At 63.2% G+C, this 20,247-nt stretch carries 23 protein-coding genes, 1 tRNA gene and 1 other RNA gene; 15 read left to right on the forward strand and 10 right to left on the reverse strand.

The window, feature by feature from the left end:
- Positions 1-372: 372 nt before the first annotated feature.
- On the forward strand, positions 373-2,112 hold the full coding sequence (locus tag AC1RRJ_RS05485) for an alpha/beta hydrolase family protein (protein WP_493120759.1): 1,740 nt from the start codon (positions 373-375) through the stop codon (positions 2,110-2,112).
- Positions 2,113-2,170: 58 nt separating this feature from the next.
- On the opposite strand, the gene rpsD is transcribed toward AC1RRJ_RS05485, so the two are convergent.
- Positions 2,171-2,782, reverse strand: coding sequence for a 30S ribosomal protein S4 (rpsD, locus tag AC1RRJ_RS05490; protein WP_088470919.1), 612 nt, complete (start codon positions 2,780-2,782; stop codon positions 2,171-2,173).
- A 213-nt stretch (positions 2,783-2,995) separates the two neighbouring features.
- Here rpsD and AC1RRJ_RS05495 point away from each other — a divergent pair, with 213 nt between their 5' ends.
- A complete protein-coding gene (locus AC1RRJ_RS05495) occupies positions 2,996-3,307 on the forward strand; it encodes a chorismate mutase (protein ID WP_493120760.1) in 312 nt (103 codons plus the stop codon).
- On the opposite strand, the gene AC1RRJ_RS05500 is transcribed toward AC1RRJ_RS05495, so the two are convergent.
- Genes AC1RRJ_RS05500 through rpiB form a run of 5 tightly spaced genes read right to left on the reverse strand, consistent with a single transcriptional unit; the run spans position 3,304 to position 6,493 of the window.
- Positions 3,304-4,047, reverse strand: coding sequence for an RNA methyltransferase (locus tag AC1RRJ_RS05500; RefSeq protein ID WP_493120761.1), 744 nt, complete (start codon positions 4,045-4,047; stop codon positions 3,304-3,306). The genes AC1RRJ_RS05495 and AC1RRJ_RS05500 overlap by 4 nt on opposite strands.
- On the reverse strand, positions 4,044-4,508 hold the full coding sequence (gene nrdR, locus AC1RRJ_RS05505) for a transcriptional regulator NrdR (protein WP_493120762.1): 465 nt from the start codon (positions 4,506-4,508) through the stop codon (positions 4,044-4,046). Before nrdR ends, AC1RRJ_RS05500 begins: the two co-directional genes overlap by 4 nt.
- Before the next feature lie 2 nt (positions 4,509-4,510).
- Entirely contained in the window at positions 4,511-4,729 is a 219-nt protein-coding gene (locus tag AC1RRJ_RS05510) for a hypothetical protein (RefSeq protein WP_493120763.1), read from the reverse strand.
- A gap of 7 nt (positions 4,730-4,736) precedes the next feature.
- Positions 4,737-6,044, reverse strand: coding sequence for a serine hydroxymethyltransferase (gene glyA, locus AC1RRJ_RS05515; protein WP_088470913.1), 1,308 nt, complete (start codon positions 6,042-6,044; stop codon positions 4,737-4,739).
- The gene (rpiB, locus tag AC1RRJ_RS05520; RefSeq protein ID WP_493120764.1) at positions 6,041-6,493 is read right to left on the reverse strand and encodes a ribose 5-phosphate isomerase B; all 453 of its coding nucleotides are present in this window, start codon (positions 6,491-6,493) and stop codon (positions 6,041-6,043) included. Before rpiB ends, glyA begins: the two co-directional genes overlap by 4 nt.
- A gap of 149 nt (positions 6,494-6,642) precedes the next feature.
- On the opposite strand from rpiB, the gene AC1RRJ_RS05525 reads away from it, so the two are divergent.
- Positions 6,643-6,807 carry a hypothetical protein gene (locus tag AC1RRJ_RS05525; RefSeq protein ID WP_493120765.1) on the forward strand — a complete coding sequence of 55 codons (165 nt, stop codon included), beginning with the start codon at positions 6,643-6,645 and terminating at the stop codon, positions 6,805-6,807.
- Positions 6,808-6,849: 42 nt separating this feature from the next.
- Here the strand turns inward: AC1RRJ_RS05525 and AC1RRJ_RS05530 are convergent, their stop codons facing one another.
- Complete coding sequence (locus AC1RRJ_RS05530; RefSeq protein ID WP_088470911.1) at positions 6,850-7,506, reverse strand: alpha/beta hydrolase; 657 nt, start codon at positions 7,504-7,506, stop codon at positions 6,850-6,852.
- 139 nt (positions 7,507-7,645) lie between these two features.
- On the opposite strand from AC1RRJ_RS05530, the gene AC1RRJ_RS05535 reads away from it, so the two are divergent.
- The 4 genes from AC1RRJ_RS05535 to ffs all read left to right on the forward strand — a co-directional run bounded on the left by AC1RRJ_RS05535 (position 7,646) and on the right by ffs (position 10,094).
- Positions 7,646-8,731 (forward strand): cysteine desulfurase family protein, encoded by a 1,086-nt coding sequence (locus AC1RRJ_RS05535; protein WP_493120766.1) that lies wholly within the window; start codon positions 7,646-7,648, stop codon positions 8,729-8,731.
- Positions 8,728-9,066: a 2Fe-2S iron-sulfur cluster-binding protein gene (locus AC1RRJ_RS05540; protein WP_493120767.1), complete on the forward strand. Its 339-nt coding sequence runs from the start codon at positions 8,728-8,730 to the stop codon at positions 9,064-9,066. Before AC1RRJ_RS05535 ends, AC1RRJ_RS05540 begins: the two co-directional genes overlap by 4 nt.
- Positions 9,066-9,953, forward strand: a complete 888-nt coding sequence (bla, locus tag AC1RRJ_RS05545; RefSeq protein ID WP_493120768.1) for a class A beta-lactamase — start codon at positions 9,066-9,068, stop codon at positions 9,951-9,953. The genes AC1RRJ_RS05540 and bla overlap by 1 nt, the downstream gene beginning before the upstream one ends.
- Positions 9,954-9,996: 43 nt before the next feature.
- Positions 9,997-10,094: signal recognition particle sRNA small type (gene ffs, locus AC1RRJ_RS05550), an RNA gene on the forward strand.
- On the opposite strand, the gene AC1RRJ_RS05555 is transcribed toward ffs, so the two are convergent.
- Positions 10,093-10,542: a hypothetical protein gene (locus AC1RRJ_RS05555; protein WP_493120769.1), complete on the reverse strand. Its 450-nt coding sequence runs from the start codon at positions 10,540-10,542 to the stop codon at positions 10,093-10,095. The genes ffs and AC1RRJ_RS05555 overlap by 2 nt on opposite strands.
- Before the next feature lie 58 nt (positions 10,543-10,600).
- Between AC1RRJ_RS05555 and AC1RRJ_RS05560 the strand changes: the two genes are divergently transcribed.
- From AC1RRJ_RS05560 to AC1RRJ_RS05595, 8 genes are all read left to right on the forward strand, one after another.
- Entirely contained in the window at positions 10,601-12,334 is a 1,734-nt protein-coding gene (locus AC1RRJ_RS05560; RefSeq protein WP_493120770.1) for a DNA polymerase III subunit gamma/tau, read from the forward strand.
- Positions 12,331-12,666 (forward strand): YbaB/EbfC family nucleoid-associated protein, encoded by a 336-nt coding sequence (locus AC1RRJ_RS05565; RefSeq protein WP_088470905.1) that lies wholly within the window; start codon positions 12,331-12,333, stop codon positions 12,664-12,666. Before AC1RRJ_RS05560 ends, AC1RRJ_RS05565 begins: the two co-directional genes overlap by 4 nt.
- Before the next feature lie 126 nt (positions 12,667-12,792).
- On the forward strand, positions 12,793-15,177 hold the full coding sequence (gene lon, locus AC1RRJ_RS05570; RefSeq protein ID WP_493120771.1) for an endopeptidase La: 2,385 nt from the start codon (positions 12,793-12,795) through the stop codon (positions 15,175-15,177).
- Positions 15,178-15,345: 168 nt separating this feature from the next.
- Positions 15,346-15,618, forward strand: coding sequence for an HU family DNA-binding protein (locus AC1RRJ_RS05575; RefSeq protein WP_088470903.1), 273 nt, complete (start codon positions 15,346-15,348; stop codon positions 15,616-15,618).
- Positions 15,619-15,778: 160 nt separating this feature from the next.
- Positions 15,779-15,853: transfer RNA gene (locus AC1RRJ_RS05580), tRNA-Val, on the forward strand.
- 75 nt (positions 15,854-15,928) lie between these two features.
- Entirely contained in the window at positions 15,929-16,237 is a 309-nt protein-coding gene (locus AC1RRJ_RS05585) for a PepSY domain-containing protein (RefSeq protein ID WP_493120772.1), read from the forward strand.
- A gap of 118 nt (positions 16,238-16,355) precedes the next feature.
- Positions 16,356-17,021 (forward strand): response regulator transcription factor, encoded by a 666-nt coding sequence (locus AC1RRJ_RS05590; protein ID WP_088470901.1) that lies wholly within the window; start codon positions 16,356-16,358, stop codon positions 17,019-17,021.
- A 113-nt stretch (positions 17,022-17,134) separates the two neighbouring features.
- Positions 17,135-18,439 (forward strand): sensor histidine kinase, encoded by a 1,305-nt coding sequence (locus AC1RRJ_RS05595; protein ID WP_493121774.1) that lies wholly within the window; start codon positions 17,135-17,137, stop codon positions 18,437-18,439.
- A gap of 787 nt (positions 18,440-19,226) precedes the next feature.
- On the opposite strand, the gene AC1RRJ_RS05600 is transcribed toward AC1RRJ_RS05595, so the two are convergent.
- Both AC1RRJ_RS05600 and AC1RRJ_RS05605 read right to left on the reverse strand, forming a co-directional pair.
- Positions 19,227-19,919, reverse strand: a complete 693-nt coding sequence (locus tag AC1RRJ_RS05600) for a glutathione S-transferase N-terminal domain-containing protein (RefSeq protein ID WP_493120773.1) — start codon at positions 19,917-19,919, stop codon at positions 19,227-19,229.
- Positions 19,916-20,203: a chorismate mutase gene (locus AC1RRJ_RS05605; RefSeq protein ID WP_493120774.1), complete on the reverse strand. Its 288-nt coding sequence runs from the start codon at positions 20,201-20,203 to the stop codon at positions 19,916-19,918. The genes AC1RRJ_RS05600 and AC1RRJ_RS05605 overlap by 4 nt, the downstream gene beginning before the upstream one ends.
- Positions 20,204-20,247: the final 44 nt, after the last annotated feature.

Raw genomic sequence — 20,247 nt, forward strand, 5'->3', positions numbered from 1 at the left:
ATGCAAGGAAGGTGGTGCGCAGCCGTCCCGGCGCAGGAGGAACACTATTCGCGACCGACTGATCAAAATTACTTGAAAAATGGACAGTTATAGTGATTTTGCAATTGGGGAATTCAGAGGAGGGCTTGCGTGGTTTTTCGTGCAACATTGTCGGCATCATTGTCTGTTTTGGCATTGGCACTGCTTGGTTCGAGCGGCGCGAGCGCTCAGCCAGTGGCGGATAATGCCGCCCGATTTGGCGCCCTTGAATCGATTCAGGATGTCAGCCTGTCGCCGGACGGCAATAGTCTGGCGTTCATCCAGCATGGCGCCGGCCGAACGCGCCGCCTGTATGTCGTTGACACGGCCGAGGGGGCCAAGCCGCGCCAGATAATGACAAGCGATGGAGGCGAGGGCGGGAATCTCAGTTGGTGCGGCTGGGTGACCAACGCGCGGCTCGCCTGCCAAATCTTTGTTCGTGACGATGTCGCCGGCGATATTCTGGCGGCAACGAGCATCATCGCGCTCGATGCTACGGGCGGTAATGTGCGTATGCTCAGCAACCGCCGCAGTCCGAACTCGCTCTATGCTGATTTTCGCGGCGGCAGTGTCATCGACTGGTCGTCGACCGACAATGGCTCGCTACTCATGTCGCGCAGCTATGTTCCCGAAGGCGATGTGCGCACGCGCATCGTCCGCAATGCCGCCGGGCTCGGGGTTGATCGCGTCGATTCGGTCACCGGGGCGGGGCGCCGTGTTGAAGGGGCTAATCCCGATGCCATCTATTATCTGTCCGACGGCAACGGCAATGTGCGCATCATGGCAACGCAGGGCTATTTGACCACCACCGGGCAGTTCGAACCGACGGTCCGCTTTTTCTTTCGGCCCAAGGACGGCGGAGCATGGAAGCCGCTGGCGCAAAATGATGTCGTCACCGACAGCGGCTTCCGGCCGAATGCCGTCGATGCCGCCACCGATCGCGTTTACGGCTTTCAGAAAATAGGCGGGCGCATGGCGGTCGTCGCGATGGCGCTCGACGGCACGGGCGCAACCAGCACCATCTATGCGCATCCCGAGGTGGATGTCGATGACATCATGCGCGTTGGCCGCAACGGCCGGATCGTGGGTGTCTCCTATGCGACGGATCAGCGCGAGGTGGTGATGACCGATGTTGGCATTGCCAAGATGACGGGCGCATTGTCCAAAGCGCTGGGGGGCAAGCAGGTCGTGATCATGGACGCCTCGGCCGATGAAAGCCGCTATCTGGTTCGCGCCGAATCCGACACCGATCCCGGGGCCTATTATCTGTTCAGCCCGAAGGCGAAGGAACTGCGCCCGCTGCTGGTGTCGCGCGAGCCGCTGTTGAATGTGACATTGTCGTCTGTAAAGGCGATCACTTATCCCGCGGCCGACGGCACAATGATCCCGGGCTATCTGACGCTGCCGCCGGGGCGGAACGACGCGCGTGGGCTGCCCGCGATCGTCATGCCGCATGGCGGACCTTCGGCGCGCGATGAATGGGGCTTTGACTGGCTCGCGCAATATTTTGCACAATCGGGCTATGCCGTTCTTCAGCCCAATTATCGCGGATCATCGGGCTATGGCGACGCCTGGTACAAGAATAATGGCTTCCAGTCGTGGAAAACGGCACTGGGCGATGTCACCGACGGCGGGCGGTGGCTGCTGTCTTCGCAGGGTGCTGACGCGAAAAAACTATCGATCGTTGGCTGGTCCTATGGCGGTTACGCGGCGCTGCAGTCCGGCGTCGTGGCACCCGATCTCTTCCAGGCGATTGTCGCCATCGCCCCCGTGAGCGACCTTGCGCAGCTGAAAGTTGAAGAATCGAAATTTGGCCGCGGCACGATAAATGACAGGTTTATCGGAAGCGGGCCGCATATCCGCGAAGGCTCGCCTGCTCAAAATGCCGAGGCCATCAAGGCGCCGGTCCTGATGTTCCATGGCAGCTTCGACCAGAATGTCGATATCGCCCAGGCGCGGACGATGCGCCGCGCGCTGGAAGGCAAAGGCAAGCGCGTCGAACTGGTCGAATATCCCGAACTCGCGCACAGCCTCGAAACCAGCGAGGCGCGCACCGACATGTTGCGCCGGATTTCGGCGTTCCTGCCGCGCTAAACGAAAAGGGGCGGCCCGTTGCCGGACCGCCCCTTTTGTTGTTCGGTATCGAACCGGATCAGCGCGAATAGAATTCGACGACCAGGTTCGGTTCCATCTTCACCGGATAGGGAACTTCGTCGAGCGTCGGGACGCGGACGTAGGTTGCCTTGGTGCCGTCGATGGCAAGATATTCGGGCAGATCGCGCTCGGGCAGGCTCTGGGCTTCGGCGACCAGCGCCATTTCCTGTGCCTTCTTGCCGAGGGTGATTTCGTCACCCGGCTTCACGAGACGGCTGGCGATGTTGCACTTCACGCCGTTCACATAGACGTGACCGTGGCTGACGAGCTGACGCGCCGAGAAGATCGTCGGGGTGAACTTCGAGCGATAGACGACCGCGTCGAGGCGGCGTTCGAGCAGGCCGATCAGGTTCTGGCCGGTATCGCCCTTCATGCGCGACGCTTCGAAATAGTTCTTCTTGAACTGCTTTTCGGTGATGTCGCCGTAGTAGCCCTTCAGCTTCTGCTTCGCGCGCAGCTGGATGCCGAAATCCGACACCTTGCTCTTGCGGCGCTGACCGTGCTGGCCGGGGCCATATTCGCGACGGTTGACGGGGCTCTTCGGGCGACCCCAGATGTTTTCACCCATCCGGCGGTCGAGTTTATACTTGGCGCTATGGCGCTTCGACATATGTCGTCTCCAACTTGCTGTGTGCCGAAGGATTTCGGCGGTTCCCGGGTCGCACCACATGGCTGAAAGCCATGCGCGACCGCCGCTTCACCGGGGTGCGGGGTCCATTGCGAAGGCGCGCGGTTAGACGGCGAGGGGATGAAAGTCAAGCGCCGGGCCCCCAATCGGGCGTCTGCCTCGACAGCAGCGAAAAAGCCGCTAAAGGCAGCGCGCATGACGACCGCCAAATCACCTGAAGAATGCCAGACGATGACCGAAGTTCGCGCCGGGGTCGACGAGACCGACCGCGCGCTGGTCGCGCTGCTCGTCCGCCGCTTTGGCTATATGGATGCCGCGGCGCGCATCAAGCCCGACCGGGCAGCGGTCCGCGACGAGGCGCGCAAGGCGCAGGTGATCGACAATGTCGCGCGCGAAGCCGAAGCCGCTGGGCTCGATCCCGACCGGTTGCGTGCGGTGTGGGACGTGCTGGTCGAACAGTCGATCGCGCACGAACTCGATCGCTGGGACAATACGCGCGTCAGCTAGGCGCGGTCCCTGCGTTTCCGTCCGAGCATCGTCACGATGCCGTGCATCATCCGGACATCATTGTGCGACCAGCCGGTCTTGGTGAGTGTTGTGCGCAAGGTGCGCAGCGTCGACGCGCGGCGGTCGGCCGGAAAAAAATAGCCGGCTTCGTCGAGGTCGCGGACGAAATGCCCGATCAGCTCTTCCATTTCCTCATGCGGTGCGGGCGGTGCGAGCGGCACGTCGGGCGGGCTCGCCAGCGACTGGCCCTTCGACCATTCATAGGCGAGCAGGATCACGGCCTGTGCGAGGTTCAATGACCCGAATTCGGGATTGATCGGCACCGTGATGATATTGTGCGCGACCGCGACATCGTCGGTTTCGAGCCCCGATCGTTCGGGGCCGAAGATATAGGCGGATCGGCCCGCCGAGCCATGAACCGCCTTTGCTGCGGCCTCGGGGGTCAATACCGGCTTGCTGACCCCGCGTTTGCGAACGGTGGTCGCATAGATATGGGTGCAATCGGTGACGGCGTCGGCGAGACTGTCGAAAACCTGCGCATTGGCCAGCACGATATCGGCGCCCGACGCCGCCGGGCCCGCATCGGGGTTCGGCCAGCCGTCACGCGGCGCGACGAGGCGCAGCTCGGTCAGCCCGAAATTGAGCATCGCGCGCGCCGCCTTGCCGATATTCTCGCCAAGCTGCGGACGGACGAGGACGATGACGGGATGGGGTGCGGTGTCGGTCAAATCTCTGGTCAATTCTTGTGCGCGGCTTCGGTTACACTCGACGCGAATTCCTCGAAGTCCCTGGCCTCGGTGAATTCGCGGTAGACGCTGGCGAAGCGGATATAGGCGACGCTGTCGAAGCCCTTCAGCGCTTCCATCACCATCCCGCCGATCTGCTCCGCCTTTACCTCGCTCTCGCCCGAGGTTTCGAGCTGGCGCTGAATGCCCGACACCAGCCGTTCGATGCGCGCGCCGTCGATCGGCCGCTTGCGGCAGGCGATCTGGACGCTGCGCATCAGTTTTTCACGGTCGAAAGGTTCGCGGCGGCCGTCGGCCTTCGACACCCCGACCTCGCGCAACTGGATGCGCTCGAAAGTGGTGAAGCGTGCGCCGCAATCCTCGCACTGCCGCCGCCGGCGAATGGCTGCGCCATCCTCGGTCGGACGGCTGTCCTTCACCTGACTGTCTTCATGGCCGCAAAAGGGGCAGCGCATCGTTAGCGCTTGATCCGCACGAGAAGCGCGATGATGGCCCCGGCGAACAGGCCGAAAGGCCAGCTGACGGCGTCGAGCATCAGCCCGATCGCCGCCCCGACCCCGCCACCGATCAGCACCGGGCGCGTCGAGGGATGGTTCATCCCCTGCTTGCCCATCGCCTTGACCTCTTCGATCGCCAGTTCGACCAGCGTCGGTTCCTCGGGGTTGGGCCGGGCCATGGCGCTATCAGCCTTGATAGATGGGGAAGCGTTCGCACAGCGCGCGGACGCGGCCACGAACATTGGCTTCGACATCGGCGTCGCCATGCTCACCCTTGTCGCGCAGCGCTTCGAGCACGTCGGCGACCATGTCCCCGATTTCCTCGAATTCGGCGATGCCGAAACCGCGCGTCGTCCCGGCGGGCGATCCGACGCGGATGCCGCTGGTCTTGATCGGCGGCAGCGGATCGAAGGGGATGCCGTTCTTGTTGCAGGTGATCGCCGAACGCTCGAGCGCCTCGTCGGCGTCGCGGCCGGTGACACCGAGCGGGCGAAGGTCGACCAGCGCGAGGTGGGTGTCGGTGCCGCCCGCGACGATGTCGGCGCCGCGTGCCTTCAGCCGGCCCGCCAGCGCTTGGGCGTTGGCGACGGTGGCCTTGGCATAATCCTTGAATTCGGGGCGCAGCGCTTCGCCGAATGCGACCGCCTTGGCGGCGATGACGTGCATCAGCGGGCCGCCCTGAAGTCCGGGGAAGACTGCCGAATTGATACGCTTGGCGATCGCTTCGTCATTGGTCAGGATCATGCCGCCGCGCGGGCCGCGCAGCGTCTTGTGCGTCGTTGTGGTGACGACATGGGCATGTTCCATCGGCGATGCGTGAACGCCGCCGGCGACGAGGCCAGCGAAATGCGCCATATCGACCATGAAAAGCGCGCCGACATCATCGGCGATCGCACGGAAGCGCGCGAAATCGAGCGTGCGCGGATAGGCCGAGCCGCCCGCGATGATCAGCGCAGGGCGATGTTCCTTGGCCAGCGCTTCGACCTGATCGAAGTCGACGAGATGATCGTCGGGGCGCACGCCATATTGCACCGCGTTGAACCATTTGCCCGACATGGCGGGGGCTGCGCCATGGGTCAGGTGGCCGCCGGCGTCGAGGCTCATCCCGAGGATCGTCGCGCCTGGCTTGGTCAGCGCGAGCATGACAGCGCCGTTGGCCTGTGCGCCCGAGTGCGGCTGGACGTTGGCATAGCCGCAGTCGAAGAGCTGCTTCGCGCGGTCGATCGCGAGGGTTTCGACCTCGTCCGACGGAGCGCAGCCCTGATAATAGCGACGGCCCGGATAGCCTTCGGCATATTTGTTGGTGAAGACCGAACCCTGCGCTTCGAGCACGGCTTTCGAGACGATGTTTTCGCTGGCGATCAGTTCGATCTGGTGGCGCTCGCGCTCCAGCTCATGCTTCATCGCTGCCGCGACCGCGGGATCGACCTTGTCGACGCCGTCGGTGAAATAGCCAGCCGATTTGATAGGCTTGTTGAGTGTATCTGTGGTCATCGGCTGATCTCCAGTTGGGGAGGGTTGGAAAGCTTGTCGACGCGGCGCGCGTGGCGGTCGCCGGCGAAGTCGGTGTCGAGGAAGGCGGTGAGGCAGGCCTTGGCCATGTCGATGCCGGTCAGGCGGGCGCCCATCGCGATGACGTTCGCGTCATTATGTTCGCGGGCGAGCTTCGCCGACAGCGGTTCGCCAACAAGTGCGCAGCGCGCCGCAGGGTTGCGGTTGACCGAGATCGAAATGCCGATCCCCGATCCGCAGAGCGCAACACCGCGTTCGGCACTGCCATCGGCAATCGCGGCGGCGAGACGGTAGCCAAAGTCGGGATAATCGACGCTGTCGGGGCCGTTGGTGCCAAGGTCGGCAACCTCGTGGCCGGCGTCGCGCAGCCAGTCGGCGAGCGCGTCCTTCAGCTCATAAGCGGCGTGGTCGGAGGCTATGGCGATGCGCATGGTGCGGCTCCCGCTGGGGTCAAGGGAATCGATGAGCGCCCTTTAGGCGAAGCGTCCCCGCTTGGCCATAAGCTGCGGGGCCTTTTTGACCGTATTTTGTCACAAAGTCGGTTTGACCCACCCCGCGCGCCGCCTTAGAGCGCGTGGTTATGGGTGACCTTTTGCTTTCATTGGTGATGCTGGCCGGGCTGGCGCTGTTCGCGGGCGCCGTCATGGTGTTTCGCCACGGCGACCGCCGCCGCGCGATCCTGATGATCATCGCGGCGCTCGTGATGTTCGCCAATGTTGCGATCTGGATTATGCCGACGACATAGAAAATATCCTCCCCATGGCCGGGCCACAGGGAGGATCATTTGTCAGCGGATCGGCGAATCCGGTGCGAGCCGCATATCCAGATAATTATCGAGCGACTTCATCAGTTGCGGCAACTCATGCTCGAAGAAATGGTTCGCGCGCGGGATTTCGTCGTGATGGATCGTGATGCCCTTTTGGGTGCGCAGCTTGTCGACCAGCTTCTGCACCGCGCTCGGCGGGACGATTTCGTCCTGCGCGCCCGCGACGATGATGCCCGACGAGGGGCAGGGAGCCAGAAAGCTGAAGTCATACATGTTCGCCGGCGGTGCAACCGACAGGAAGCCGCGAATTTCGGGGCGGCGCATCAAAAGCTGCATACCGATCCATGCGCCAAAGCTGAAGCCAGCAATCCACGTCGTCTGCGCTTCGGGATGGATCGACTGGACCCAGTCGAGCGCCGACGCCGCATCGCTCAGCTCGCCAATGCCGTTGTCGAACGTGCCCTGGCTGCGGCCGACGCCGCGAAAGTTGAAGCGCAGCACGGCAAATCCGCGCGCGACGAAGCTTTTGTACATCGCCTGCGTGATGCGGTCGTTCATCGTGCCGCCGCCCTGCGGATGCGGATGAAGAATCATCGCGAGCGGCGCACGCGGGCGCGGCGGCGGCGAGAAGCGGCCTTCGAGGCGGCCTTCGGGGCCGGTGAAAATGACGTCGGGCATGGAAGCACCTCTTGTTTTTTGGCTGACCGCCGAATCGCCGGGCTTGGCAGGGTGGCGGAGCGAAGGCGCGGCCTATATAGAAATTGCGTAGCAAGTTGCAACTTTTGCGAATCGCTCGCAATAAGGACATTCTCTCCCCATGATTTACCTCGACTACCAAGCCACCACGCCGCTCGCTCCCGAGGCGCGTGAGGCGATGCTGCGCTGGATGGATGGTGAGGGCGACAGTTTCGCCAACCCGTCGAGCACCCACAAGGCCGGGCGCGCTGCGGCGGCGGCGGTCGAAGTGGCGCGCGATCAGGTCGCAGCGCTGTTGCCCAAGGGCGGGCGGGTCTATTTCACTTCAGGGGCGACCGAGGCGCTCAACTGGGCGCTGCTGCGTGGCGCCGAGGCGATGCCGGGCGGCGTCGCGGGGCTCAGCATCGAACATGCCGCGTCGCTCCAGTGCCTCGAAAAGCTGAATGCGAACATCCTGCCGGTCGACGGCAAGGGATTGGCGCTGGCGCCCCGCGAAGCGCTGATCCCCGAGAATGGTATCGTCGCGGTGATGCTGGTCAACAATGAGGTCGGAACGATTCAACCCGTCGCCGATTTCGCTGCCGCCGCGCATGCAAAGAACAGCCTGCTGCTGTGCGACGCGGTGCAGGGCTATGGCCGTGTGGCGATCCCCGGCAGCGCCGATCTGATTGCGGTCTCGGCACACAAGATTCATGGACCCAAGGGCATTGGCGCCTTGTGGGTGAAGGATGGCGTCGACCTGCCGCCTTTCATGCTTGGCGGTGCGCAGGAACAGGGGATGCGGTCGGGCACCGTGTCGCCCGCGCTCTGCGCCGGCTTCGGCGCCGCGGCGGCGCTGGCGGCCGAGCGGTTCGACAAGGACGCCGAACATGTCGAGCGGCTGTGGTCGCTCGCTTTGGATATGCTCCCCGAATGGACACTCAACGGCGCTGCGGGGCCGCGTTATCGCGGCAATCTCAACGTCCGGCGCGAGGGCGTGAACGGGCTGCGCCTGATGTCCGATGCGCGCAATGTCGCCTTCTCGCTCGGCAGCGCGTGCGGCAGCGGGTCGGGCAAGGTCAGTCATGTGCTGCGCGCGATGGGCGTCAGCGAAAGCGACGCGCGCGCCTCGATCCGTCTCGGCTGGGGGCGCTACACAACGGAGGCCGCGTTGCGCGACGGTCTGAACGCGATCAAACAGGCCGCGCAACTGCAGGGAGTCAATTGATGCGCGTCACCTTCATCCACGCCGATGGCAAGGGCCGCACCGAAGTCGATGCCGAGCCGGGGTCGATCCTGCTCGACGTCGCGCAGGCGCATCTGATGCCGCTGGAGGGGACGTGCGAGGGACAGATGGCCTGCTCGACCTGCCATGTCATCGTCGCAAAAGAGGATTTCGACCGTCTGCCGCCCGCAAGCGAGATGGAAGAGGATATGCTCGACCTCGCCGCCGGGGTGCGGCGCACGAGCCGGCTGTCGTGCCAGATATTGCTGACCGCGGCACTGGGCGAGTTGACCGTGCATATCCCTGGCGAAAGCCGCAACATGCAGGGGCCGCGCTAATGAACAAGATGTTCGCCGTCGTTGCGTTGTTGGCTACTTCGGCCTGCGCGGCATTGCCCGATACCGGTCAGCGCGAGACGACGGGCGATAGCGTGATCCTTTTCAAGCAGGTTGCGGAGATAGAGAAGCGCAGCGGCGGCCGGCTGGGCGTTGCGGTGACCGATGCCGGGGGAGACCTCCTCTTCGGCCACCGCGCCGACGATCGTTTCGCCATGTGCTCGACCTTCAAGCTGCTGCTTGCCGGGCAGGTGCTCGAACGCGCCGCCGATGGCGTCTCGCTGCGGACCCCGTTGGCCTTCACCCGCGCCGATCTGATTGCCCATTCGCCGGGGACCGAAAAGCTGCTCGGCGCCGATGACAAGGGCGAGCAACGGCTGGGCGCTGCCGCGCGCGATGCCGTCGTGCTCAGCGACAATGCCGCGGCAAACCTGATTCTGGCACAAATGGGCGGCCCGGCGGTCTTCACCGCGGCGCTCCGCCGCGCGGGCGACAATGTGACGCGGCTCGACCGGATCGAACCCGAACTCAACGAAAATGCGCCCGGCGATCCGCGCGACACAACCAGTCCGGCGGCGATGGCTAAAAGCGCCGCCGCCTATGTGTATGGTGACCGGTTGACGGCTGATTACCGCCAGCAGCTTCGCGGCTGGCTGATCGAGAGCGAAACGGGTCTCGCGCGTCTTCGCGGCGGGTTGCCCGTGGGGTGGCGGGCCGGCGACAAGACCGGAACGTGCGGCACCGCCTATAATGATGTCGCCTTCGTCGAGGAGCCCGGCGGCGCCAGATATATGATTGCCGTCTATCTCGACCGGCCGGCGGTCAAGGGCGACGCCGCCAATGCGGCGATCGCCGATGTCGCGCGCGCGGTGGCCAGGGATTTGCCCTGACCGCACCGCGCTTGCATTTCGCCTCGACCCCCGCCATATGCGCCGCGGGAGTCGGGCGGACGCAGTCTTCGCCAACCCGGTCAGGTCCGGAAGGAAGCAGCCGCAACGAATTCGCTGCGGGTCGTTCCGGCTCCCACCCTCACCATATGTCGCTATTGCGGCCCTGTTTGCGGTCGCGCTTATATGCGGGGCGCAGGCGGCCGATCGCGCGCAGTTGCCGATGAAGGAGCCGCGTCGCGAATTTGCTGAGCTCAAAGGCCGCATCGTCATAGCCCAGGCGCGCTGCGCGGCGCAGCCAGCGACGATAGCCCTGAAGGTCGCTGCACGCGAAGCGGTCCATCGCCATATGCTGGGCCGCCAATGCGCTGCCGTTGCGCCATGCTTTGCGGTACCAATAGGCCGCAAAGGCGGGATGTGTGCAGGGGCCCTTCTTCTTCACGAAATGGCACGCCAGCAAGACTTGCCCGTTGCTGTAATTTCGGATCGCGAGGGCGTGGAACACCGGACGGCAAAAGCCGTTGGCAAGGCCCTCCAATATATGGATTGCACGGCCATAAATGCCGTCGAGTTTTTCCTGATCGCGAAACATTGCGGCGGGATGCATCTTGCTTTCGACAAAGGCAAGTCGACCCCCTAAGACGGGGCCCATGAGCGATTCCGCCGACGACGAACCCACGATGCCGGGAATGGACCTGCCCGAGGCCGCGCCGCAGCCGCCCGCCGGTCCATACCGTGTCCTTGCCCGCAAATATCGCCCGCAAACCTTTGCCGAACTGATCGGTCAGGATGCGATGGTGCGCACGCTCGGCAACGCGATCGCGCGCGACCGGCTGGCGCATGCGTTCCTGATGACCGGGGTGCGCGGGGTCGGCAAGACGTCGACCGCGCGCCTGATCGCGAAGGCGCTGAATTGCATCGGACCAGACGGGCAGGGCGGGCCGACGATCGACCCGTGCGGCGTCTGCGAACCGTGCCGCGCGATCACCGAAGGCCGCCATATCGACGTGATCGAGATGGACGCCGCGTCGAACACCGGCGTCGACGATGTGCGCGAGATTATCGAGGCGGTGCGCTATGCCGCCGTTTCGGCGCGCTACAAGATCTACATCATCGACGAAGTGCACATGTTGTCGCGTAACGCCTTCAATGCGCTTCTGAAAACGCTCGAAGAGCCGCCGCCGCACGTCAAATTCCTGTTCGCGACGACCGAAGTCAACAAGGTGCCGGTGACGGTGCTGTCGCGCTGCCAGCGCTTCGACCTTCGCCGCATCACCCCCGACATGCTGTTCGCGCATTTCAGCGCGATCCTGCAAAAGGAAGGCGTCGAGGCTGAGGCACCCGCGATCTGGCTGATCGCCAACGCCGCCGAAGGATCGGTTCGCGACGGCCTGTCGATTCTCGACCAGGCGATCGCGCACGCCGACCTCGACGGCGGCGGCAAAGTCAGCGCCGATCAGGTGCGCGCGATGCTCGGCCTGTCGGATCGCTCGGCGATCGCGCAGCTGATGGCGACGATATTGGAAGGCGATGCAGGCGCCGCGATCGACCTCGCCCGCGCGCAATATGCGCTGGGGATCGAGCCCGTCGCGATGGTGCGCGGGCTGATGGACCTGACCCATGCGGTGACGCTCGCCAAAGTGTCGCGCCACGACGATCCCGCGCTGGCCGAGGTCGACCGCGAGCGCATCGGCGATTGGGCGAAAAAGCTGGGCTTTGCACCGCTCAATCGCCTTTGGCAGCTGTTGCTCAAGGGGCATGACGAGGTGCTTCGCGCGAACAACCCGCTCGAGCATCTGGAAATGCTGTTGCTCCGCATCATCTATGCCGCGTCGATGCCCGACCCTGGCGAACTGGCGAAACTGCTCCAGTCGGGCGGGGTGCCGATGGCGATGGCGGCGATGCCCGCGCCAACGGGCGGGCAGGGCGAGCCTGTCGCGGCCATTACCGCCGCGCCGCCGACCGTAGAGGCCGAAGCGCCCGCGGCGGCCAGCGTCGAGCCACCTGCCTCGGCGCTCACCGTCGCACAAATCCATCAGCTTCTCGAAAGCACGGGAAATCATCGACTTGCGGTCGATGTCTACGATCATATGCGAATCATCGAACTTGCGCCGGGCAGTCTGGTCTTCGCACCGGTGCCCGCGCTCGACGGAAGCTTTGCCCGCGATCTTGGCGATGCACTGCTCACCGCAACCGGCAGTCGCTGGCACGTCCGTGCGGGCGAAGGCAAGGCGCGCCCGAGTCTGAAGGACGTTCAGGACGCCAAGGGCGCGGACAATGACCAGCGCATCCGCGAATTGCCCGTCGTAAAGGCCGCTTTGGCCGCTTTTCCTGACGCAACCCTTGTCGAGGGCGACGACACGCGGCATAGGTCCAACCCATGAAATCGATCGAAGACATGATGAAGGCGGCGCAGGAAGCCGCCGCCACCGTTCAGGCCCAGATGCAGGAGGCCCAGGCGAAGCTCGACAGCATCGAGGTCGAAGGCGTTTCGGGCGGCGGCCTGGTGCGGATTCGCGCCAGCGCCAAAGGGCGGATCAAGGCGATTGCCATCGATGACAGCCTGATGGTCCCTGCGGACAAGCAGATGCTCGAAGACCTGCTCGCCGCCGCGTTCAACGATGCGCGCGAGAAGGCTGACCAGGTCAGCAACGAAGAAATGGGCAAGATGACCAGCGGCCTGCCGCTGCCTCCGGGCTTTAAATTGCCCTTTTGATGGGGTCCGTGACCGCCGCCATTCAGCATTGCGACATTGAATGCGCGGCAGGTTACGCCATATTAGACAAGATGACCCTATAAGAAGGGCGGCGCGTCCGGTGCGGACGCCTGCCCAGGAGCCGTAATGACGCAATCTTTTCCTCTTCTGCCGCTGCGCGACATCGTTGTTTTTCCGCACATGATCGTGCCGCTGTTCGTCGGCCGCGACCGTTCGGTCGCCGCGCTCGAAACGGCGATGGAATCCGACAAGGAAATCTTCCTCGTCGCCCAGCTCGATCCGGGCGAAGACGACCCGCAGCGCGACGATCTTTATGATGTCGGCGTGATCGCCACCGTTTTGCAGCTTTTGAAGCTGCCCGACGGCACTGTGCGTGTGCTCGTCGAGGGCAAGGAGCGCGCCAAGCTGCTGGCGCTCCAGACCGAAGACAAGACCGTGATGGCGAGCGTGAAGCCCGTCGCCGACAGCGCCGACGATAGCGTCGATACCGCGGCGCTGATGCGTTCGGTCGTCGATCAGTTCGAAAACTACGCCAAGCTCAACAAGAAGATGCCCGCCGAAACCGCGGTGCAGCTGTCGCAGATTGACGACGCCTCGCGTCTCGCCGATTCGGTTGCCGGCAATCTCAACATCAAAGTGTCCGACAAACAGGCATTGCTCGTCGAGGATGCGCCGGCCAAGCGGCTGGAGATGGTCTTTGCCTTCATGGAAGGCGAACTCGGCGTCCTTCAGGTCGAAAAGAAGATCCGCGGCCGCGTGAAGCGCCAGATGGAAAAGAGTCAGCGCGAATATTATCTCAACGAGCAGTTGAAGGCGATTCAGCGCGAGCTTGGCAACGACAATGGCGAGGGCGGCGACGATCTCGCCGAACTTGCGGCAAAGATCGACAGCATGAAGCTGTCGAAGGAAGCCAAGGCCAAGGCGCAGGCAGAGCTCAAGAAGCTGCGCGGCATGGCGCCGATGTCGGCCGAGGCGACCGTCGTGCGCAACTATCTCGACACATTGCTCGGCCTGCCGTGGGGCAAGAAGTCGAAGCTCAAGAAAGACCTCACCGTCGCGCAGGCCGTCCTCGACGACGACCATTATGCGCTGGAGAAGGTCAAGGACCGGATCGTTGAATATCTGGCGGTCCAGGCGCGCACCAACAAGCTGAAGGGGCCGATCCTCTGCCTCGTCGGCCCTCCGGGTGTCGGCAAGACCAGCCTCGGCAAATCGATCGCCAAGGCGACGGGGCGCGAGTTCATCCGCCAGTCGCTGGGCGGCGTACGCGACGAGGCTGAAATTCGCGGCCACCGCCGGACCTACATCGGCTCGCTGCCGGGCAAGATCGTGACGAACCTCAAAAAGGCCGGCACGATGAACCCGCTGTTCCTGCTCGACGAGATCGACAAGCTGGGTCAGGATTTCCGCGGCGATCCGGCGTCGGCGCTGCTCGAAGTGCTCGACCCCGAACAGAATGGCAAGTTCCAGGACCATTATCTGGAGGTCGACGTCGACCTGTCGGATATCATGTTCGTCACGACCGCCAACTCGCTCAACCTGCCGCAGGCGCTGCTCGACCGGATGGAGATCATCCGGCTCGAAGGCTACACCGAGGACGAGAAGGTCGAGATCGCGAAGCTTCACCTGATCGCGAAGCAGATCGAGGCGCATGGGCTGAAGGACGGCGAGTTCGAGCTGACCGAAGAGGCGCTGCGCGACCTGATCCGTTATTACACCCGCGAGGCCGGTGTGCGGACGCTGGAGCGCGAGATCGCCAAGCTCGCCCGCAAGGCGCTGCGCCGCATCCTCGAAGGCAAGATGGAAAGCGTCATCGTGACGCCCGACAATCTCGCCGACTATTCGGGTGTACGCAAATATCGCCACGGCATGGGTGACCTTGAGGATCAGATCGGCGCCGTCACCGGGCTCGCCTGGACCGAAGTCGGCGGCGAGTTGTTGACGATCGAGGCGGTTACCGTGACCGGAAAGGGGCAGATTCGCACCACCGGCAAGCTTGGCGAAGTGATGACCGAATCGGTCCAGGCTGCGCTGTCCTTCGTGAAGGCGCGCGCGCCCGGCTATGGCATCAAGCCCAGCCTTTTCGCGCGCAAGGATATCCATATCCATCTGCCCGAAGGCGCCGTCCCCAAGGACGGCCCGTCGGCGGGTGTGGGCATGGTGACGGCGATGATTTCGACGCTGACCGGGATCGCGGTGCGCCGCGATGTCGCGATGACCGGCGAGGTCACGCTGCGGGGCCGCGTGCTGGCGATCGGCGGGCTCAAGGAGAAGCTGCTTGCGGCGCTGCGCGGCGGGATCACGACCGTTCTCATTCCCGAAGAGAATGAGAAAGATCTGGTCGAAATTCCGGCGAACATCACCAACGGACTGAAGATCATTCCGGTGAGCCACGTCGATCAAGTATTGGCCGAAGCATTGGTGAGTCCTGTGGTTCCGATCGAGTGGACCGAGGCCGACGAACTCGCCGTGTCGCCGCCGATTGCACCCGAAACGACGATTCGGCACTGACCCAAAAGGCTTTGGGCCGGTGCCGCGTCGGCTTTTCGTCGCAAAATCATCATTTCATGCCGTTTTGCGCCGTTTTTTGCTTTGACAAGGTGGGGCGAAACAGCGTTAGTGGCGCGCCATGGCACGGCCATGAATCACTCATTCAACCATAATAGGGGTTCCTTAGGCATGAACAAACAAGACCTGATCGCCACCGTCGCTGACTCGAGCGGCCTGACCAAGGCTGATGCAAGCAAGGCGGTTGAAGCCGTTTTCGACGCAATCACCGCGTCGCTGAAGAAGGGCGGCGAAGTCCGTCTCGTCGGCTTCGGGACGTTCTCGGTCAGCCAGCGCAAGGCATCGACCGGTCGCAACCCGCGCACCGGCGAAACGATGACCATCGCTGCGTCGAACCAGCCCAAGTTCAAGGCCGGCAAGGCCCTGAAGGATGCCTGCAACTGATTGCAGGCGCCTTTTGGTGAAAACATTTCGGGCCGCGGCGAAAGTCGTGGCCCGTTTTGTATCTGCTCTCGCTTCGGGTGCAAAAGCCCGTTGCAATCACCGCCGCAGCGGCTATGGACGTCCAGCTTTCGAAGGTCGCGGTTCGCCACGATATCCGAAAGGGCGCGTAGCTCAGTGGTAGAGCACACCCTTCACACGGGTGGGGTCGCAGGTTCAATCCCTGCCGCGCCCACCATGGTCCAGGTGGTGAAACCCCGGCTGACCGGGTCATTCATCGCCTATTCAATGCATTGGCATTAGGGTCCCGGGCATGATCCGCACTTTCACCATATCACTCATCTCTGCTCTGCTGCTTTCAGCGGGCGTTCCCGCCCACGCGCGCGGCGACCGTGACCAGAATAATCTGCGTGACGCCGCAGCACAGGGGCAGGTGATTCCGCTCAACCGCCTGGTCGCCGAAGTGCGATCACGCGCGCCCTTTAATGAGATGACCTATTTGGGCGGGCCGCAATTCGACGCGCAGCGGATGATCTATGCGCTGAAATTCATGGATGGCAGCCAGGTCGTCGTCGTTTATGTCGACGCCCGCAGCGGCCGGATCGTCGGCCGCAAGCCCTGACACTCCCCAGCATGGACGTTTCTGCGCAACGACATTTTGCGATGATCGTCCGGACTTGATACATAGTCGAAACATGGCGGGCAGCCCTTGGGCCGGTCCGTATAGGAAAGGTGTCTGAATGCGGATTTTGATTGTCGAAGACGAGCCCACCCTGGGTCCGCAGCTCAAGGCGACGCTGGAGGGGGCGGGCTATGCCGTCGATCTCGCGACCGATGGCGAAGACGGGCATTTCCTCGGCGCGACCGAAAATTACGACGCCGCGATCCTCGATCTCGGGCTACCCGAGATCGACGGGCTGACCGTGCTTGACCGCTGGCGCCGCGAAAAGCGCAATTTCCCGGTGCTCGTCCTGACCGCACGCGATAGCTGGTCGGACAAGGTTGCCGGGCTCGATGCCGGCGCCGACGATTATCTCGCCAAGCCGTTCCAGACCGAGGAATTGATCGCCCGCCTGCGCGCGCTGATCCGCCGCGCCGCGGGCAATGCGTCGAGCGAGCTGATCGCGGGCGACGTGCGGCTTGATACGCGCTCTGGCCGCGTCACGCTTGCTGGCGAACCGGTCAAGCTGACTGCGCAGGAGTATAAGCTTCTGTCCTACCTGCTCCACCACAAGGGCAAGGTTGTGTCGCGGACCGAGCTGATCGAGCATATCTACGATCAGGATTTCGACCGCGATTCGAATACGATCGAGGTGTTCGTGACGCGCATCCGCAAGAAACTGGGCGCCGACATCATCACCACCATCCGCGGTCTCGGATATCAGCTCGACGATCCGCAGGGTTGAGTTCCCAGGGCATGTCCGACGCAGAGGTCGCCCCGGCGGACATTCATGACCCTGTCGAGGCGGCCCGGCCTGCCGCGCTGACGAGCCGGATCACCGGCTCGCTCGCGCGGCGCATGATCGCGATCGCGACCTTGTGGATTTCGGTGCTGCTGATCGGCGGCGGCTTCGCGCTCGATCGCGTGCTCACCGACTCGCTTGCGCGCAATTTCGATTCGGGCCTCGAATATGTGCTGCGGGCGATGATCCGCTCGTCCGAAATCGGCCCCGATGGCGAGGTGCGATTGATCGAACCGCTGGGCGACCAGCGGTTCCTCGAACCCTATAGCGGCCTCTATTGGCAGATCAGCGGCGGCGAGCAGGAGCCCTATCGCTCGCGCTCGCTGTGGGAACGCAGCCTGCGCGTGGAGAAGGGACATATCGACGACCAGCTCCACAGCTATGACAGCCGCCAGTTCCCCGACGAGGAATTGCGCGTACTCGAACGCAATGTCCTGCTGCCCGGCAGCAAGGTTAGCTGGCATTTCCAGATCGCCCAGTCGCGCGAGGCGCTCGATGTCCAGATTCGCGCGGTGCGCGCCACGCTGATCCCCGGTCTCGTGCTGCTCGGCGTCGGCCTGATCGTTCTCGCCGCGCTCCAGACCTTCTACGGCCTGTGGCCGCTCCGCCATATCCGCCGCGCGATCGCCGCGATGCGCGGCGGGCAACAGGGCCGCGTTACCGCGCCGCTGCCGCTCGAAGTGCAGCCGATGGTCGACGAGCTCAACGCGTTGCTCGCGCATAACGAGAAACAGGCCGAGGAAGCGCGGCTCCATGCCGGCAATCTCGCCCACGCGCTGAAAACGCCACTGACCGTGCTGGTCAACAGCGCGACCAGTTCGAACTCGGAACTTGCCGAAACCGTGCGGCGCGAGGCGGCGACCATGCAGCGCCAGGTCGACCATCACCTCGCCCGCGCGCGCGCCGTCGGACGCCGCGGCGCCGCGCAGGCGCGGGCGGTCGTGTGGGACAGCGTGGGCAGCGTCTCGCGCGCGGTCGCGGCGCTCTATCCCGACGTGCGGCTCGACGCGACCGGCGACAAGGAGCTTGTCGCGCGGGTCGAGCGGCAGGATTTGGACGAGCTGGTCGGAAACCTGCTGGAAAACGCCGCCAAATATGGCGGCGGCAGCATTTTCGTGACGATCCAGCGTGACGGCAATATGGCCGAAATTCTTGTCGAGGACGACGGCATGGGCATCTCGCAGGTCGACCGCGTCCGCGTCATCGATCGCGGGGTGCGGCTCGACAGCGGCAAACCCGGCACCGGGCTCGGCCTCGCAATCGTCCGCGACGTCGCCGAAATCTATGGCGGAAGTCTTGCACTCGAGGAGAGCGAGGATCTGGGCGGGGTGCTGGTGCGGTTGAGACTGCCGGCGGGGTAAGGCGCCAGCCCGTCAATCCCCGTCACTCCGGACCTGATCCGGGGTCCATGACTTCAACGCAGCTATGGATCCCGGATCAAGTCCGGGATGACGAAGAGCGAATGTCTGAATTGGGGTGGTTAGCTGCCATCCAAGGCAAGCAGTCTGATTATGTATGACAAGCGCGCCGAGCCTGTACTTAGTCTTCGAAAACTGCCGGATTGATCTCGAACGCTGTGCATTTCTCATATATGAAATCAAATTCCCCATACGCCCACTTGCACTTCAATTGATGCCTGCCAAATGGCGCATCTGTCGAAATTAGGGGCGTTCTGGTAAGTTCATATATTGATCCTAAGTCGGTTGACTTATCCATGTCATATTGTGGCAGAAAGCCCTGCCTCTTCATCGTGTGAGATAATCCACTCAACCCGATAAAATCGAATCCGATATATTTTAGAACAGATTCCGCCTCTTCGACGTTTCGATACCCGGACACGTCAGAGAGAATGACGAAGTAAACAGAGTATGCATTAATTGCGATACTCATCATGTAAGATTCCGGAAAATCGACGCCAGCGAGAGCGCCTTCGGCGTCTATCTCTGATCGAGTATTATTTAGCATAAAACCTCAAATGATTACTATGTCATGTTTTTGATTAAGTTATTCGCGGGAGTGCAATCTGGAACGCTGCTGCGAGCATTCGTCGCGGCGATTTGGCCAAACGCTTCGTTACAATTTGGCGATGACGCAACGTCGGCAATTGGTCGTTACCGGCCATCCGCGGTGCACTCTACGTTTGCAAGCCTAGGCTGCGGTAACTTCCAGCCCGCGCTGCACCGCAGGCCGCGCGAGCCCTGCATCGAGCCAACGCTGAACATGATCGAACCGATCGAACCCGACAATCTCGCGCGCTTCGTAAAAGCCGATCAGATTGCGGACCCAGCCGAGCAGGGAAATGTCGGCGATGCTGTAATCCTCGCCCATCACCCATGCCCGCTCCGCCAGCCGGTCGTCGAGGACACCCAGCAGCCGCGCCGATTCCGCCGCGTAGCGATCGCGCGGACGCTTGTCCTCGATCTCGCGGCCTGCGAATTTGTGGAAGAAGCCGAGCTGACCGAACATCGGTCCGACCCCGCCCATCTGCCACATCACCCACTGGATCGTCTCATAGCGCGTGTTCGGATCGGCCGACAGAAACTGCCCCGTCTTGTCGGCGAGATAGATCAGGATCGCGCCCGATTCGAACAGCGCCAGCGGCGTGCCGCTTGGGCCATCGGGATCATAGATCGCGGGAATCTTGCCATTGGGGTTAAGCGCGAGAAAGGCCGGGTCGTGGCTTTCGTTCGCCATGATGTCGATACGGTGCGCTTCATAGGCGAGGCCGCATTCCTCGAGCATGATGCCGACCTTCACCCCGTTGGGGGTCGGTGCCGAGAAGAGCTGGAGCCGGTCAGGATATCTGGCGGGCCAGCGATCGAAGACCGGATGATCACTCATGCGCCATTGTCCTGCTTGGCCTGCTGGTGGTGACGGATCACCTCTTCGATGATGAAGCGCAGGAATTTCTCGCTGAATTCGGGGTCGAGGTTGGCCTCGCGCGCCAGATTGCGCAGACGCTCGATCTGGCGCGCCTCGCGGTCGGGGTCGGCGGCGGGCAGGTCGATCGTTGCCTTGAGCTCGCCAACCGCCTTGGTCACCTTGAACCGTTCGGCGAGCATATAGACGAGCGCCGCGTCGATATTGTCGATGCTTTGACGGTAACGGCTCAACTGGTCGTCCATGCGCGGCTCCTCATTCGTGCCGGGCACGCTTGGCACCGGCGGGG

It is taken from the genome of Sphingopyxis sp. GW821-FHT12C06 (genome assembly GCF_058807415.1).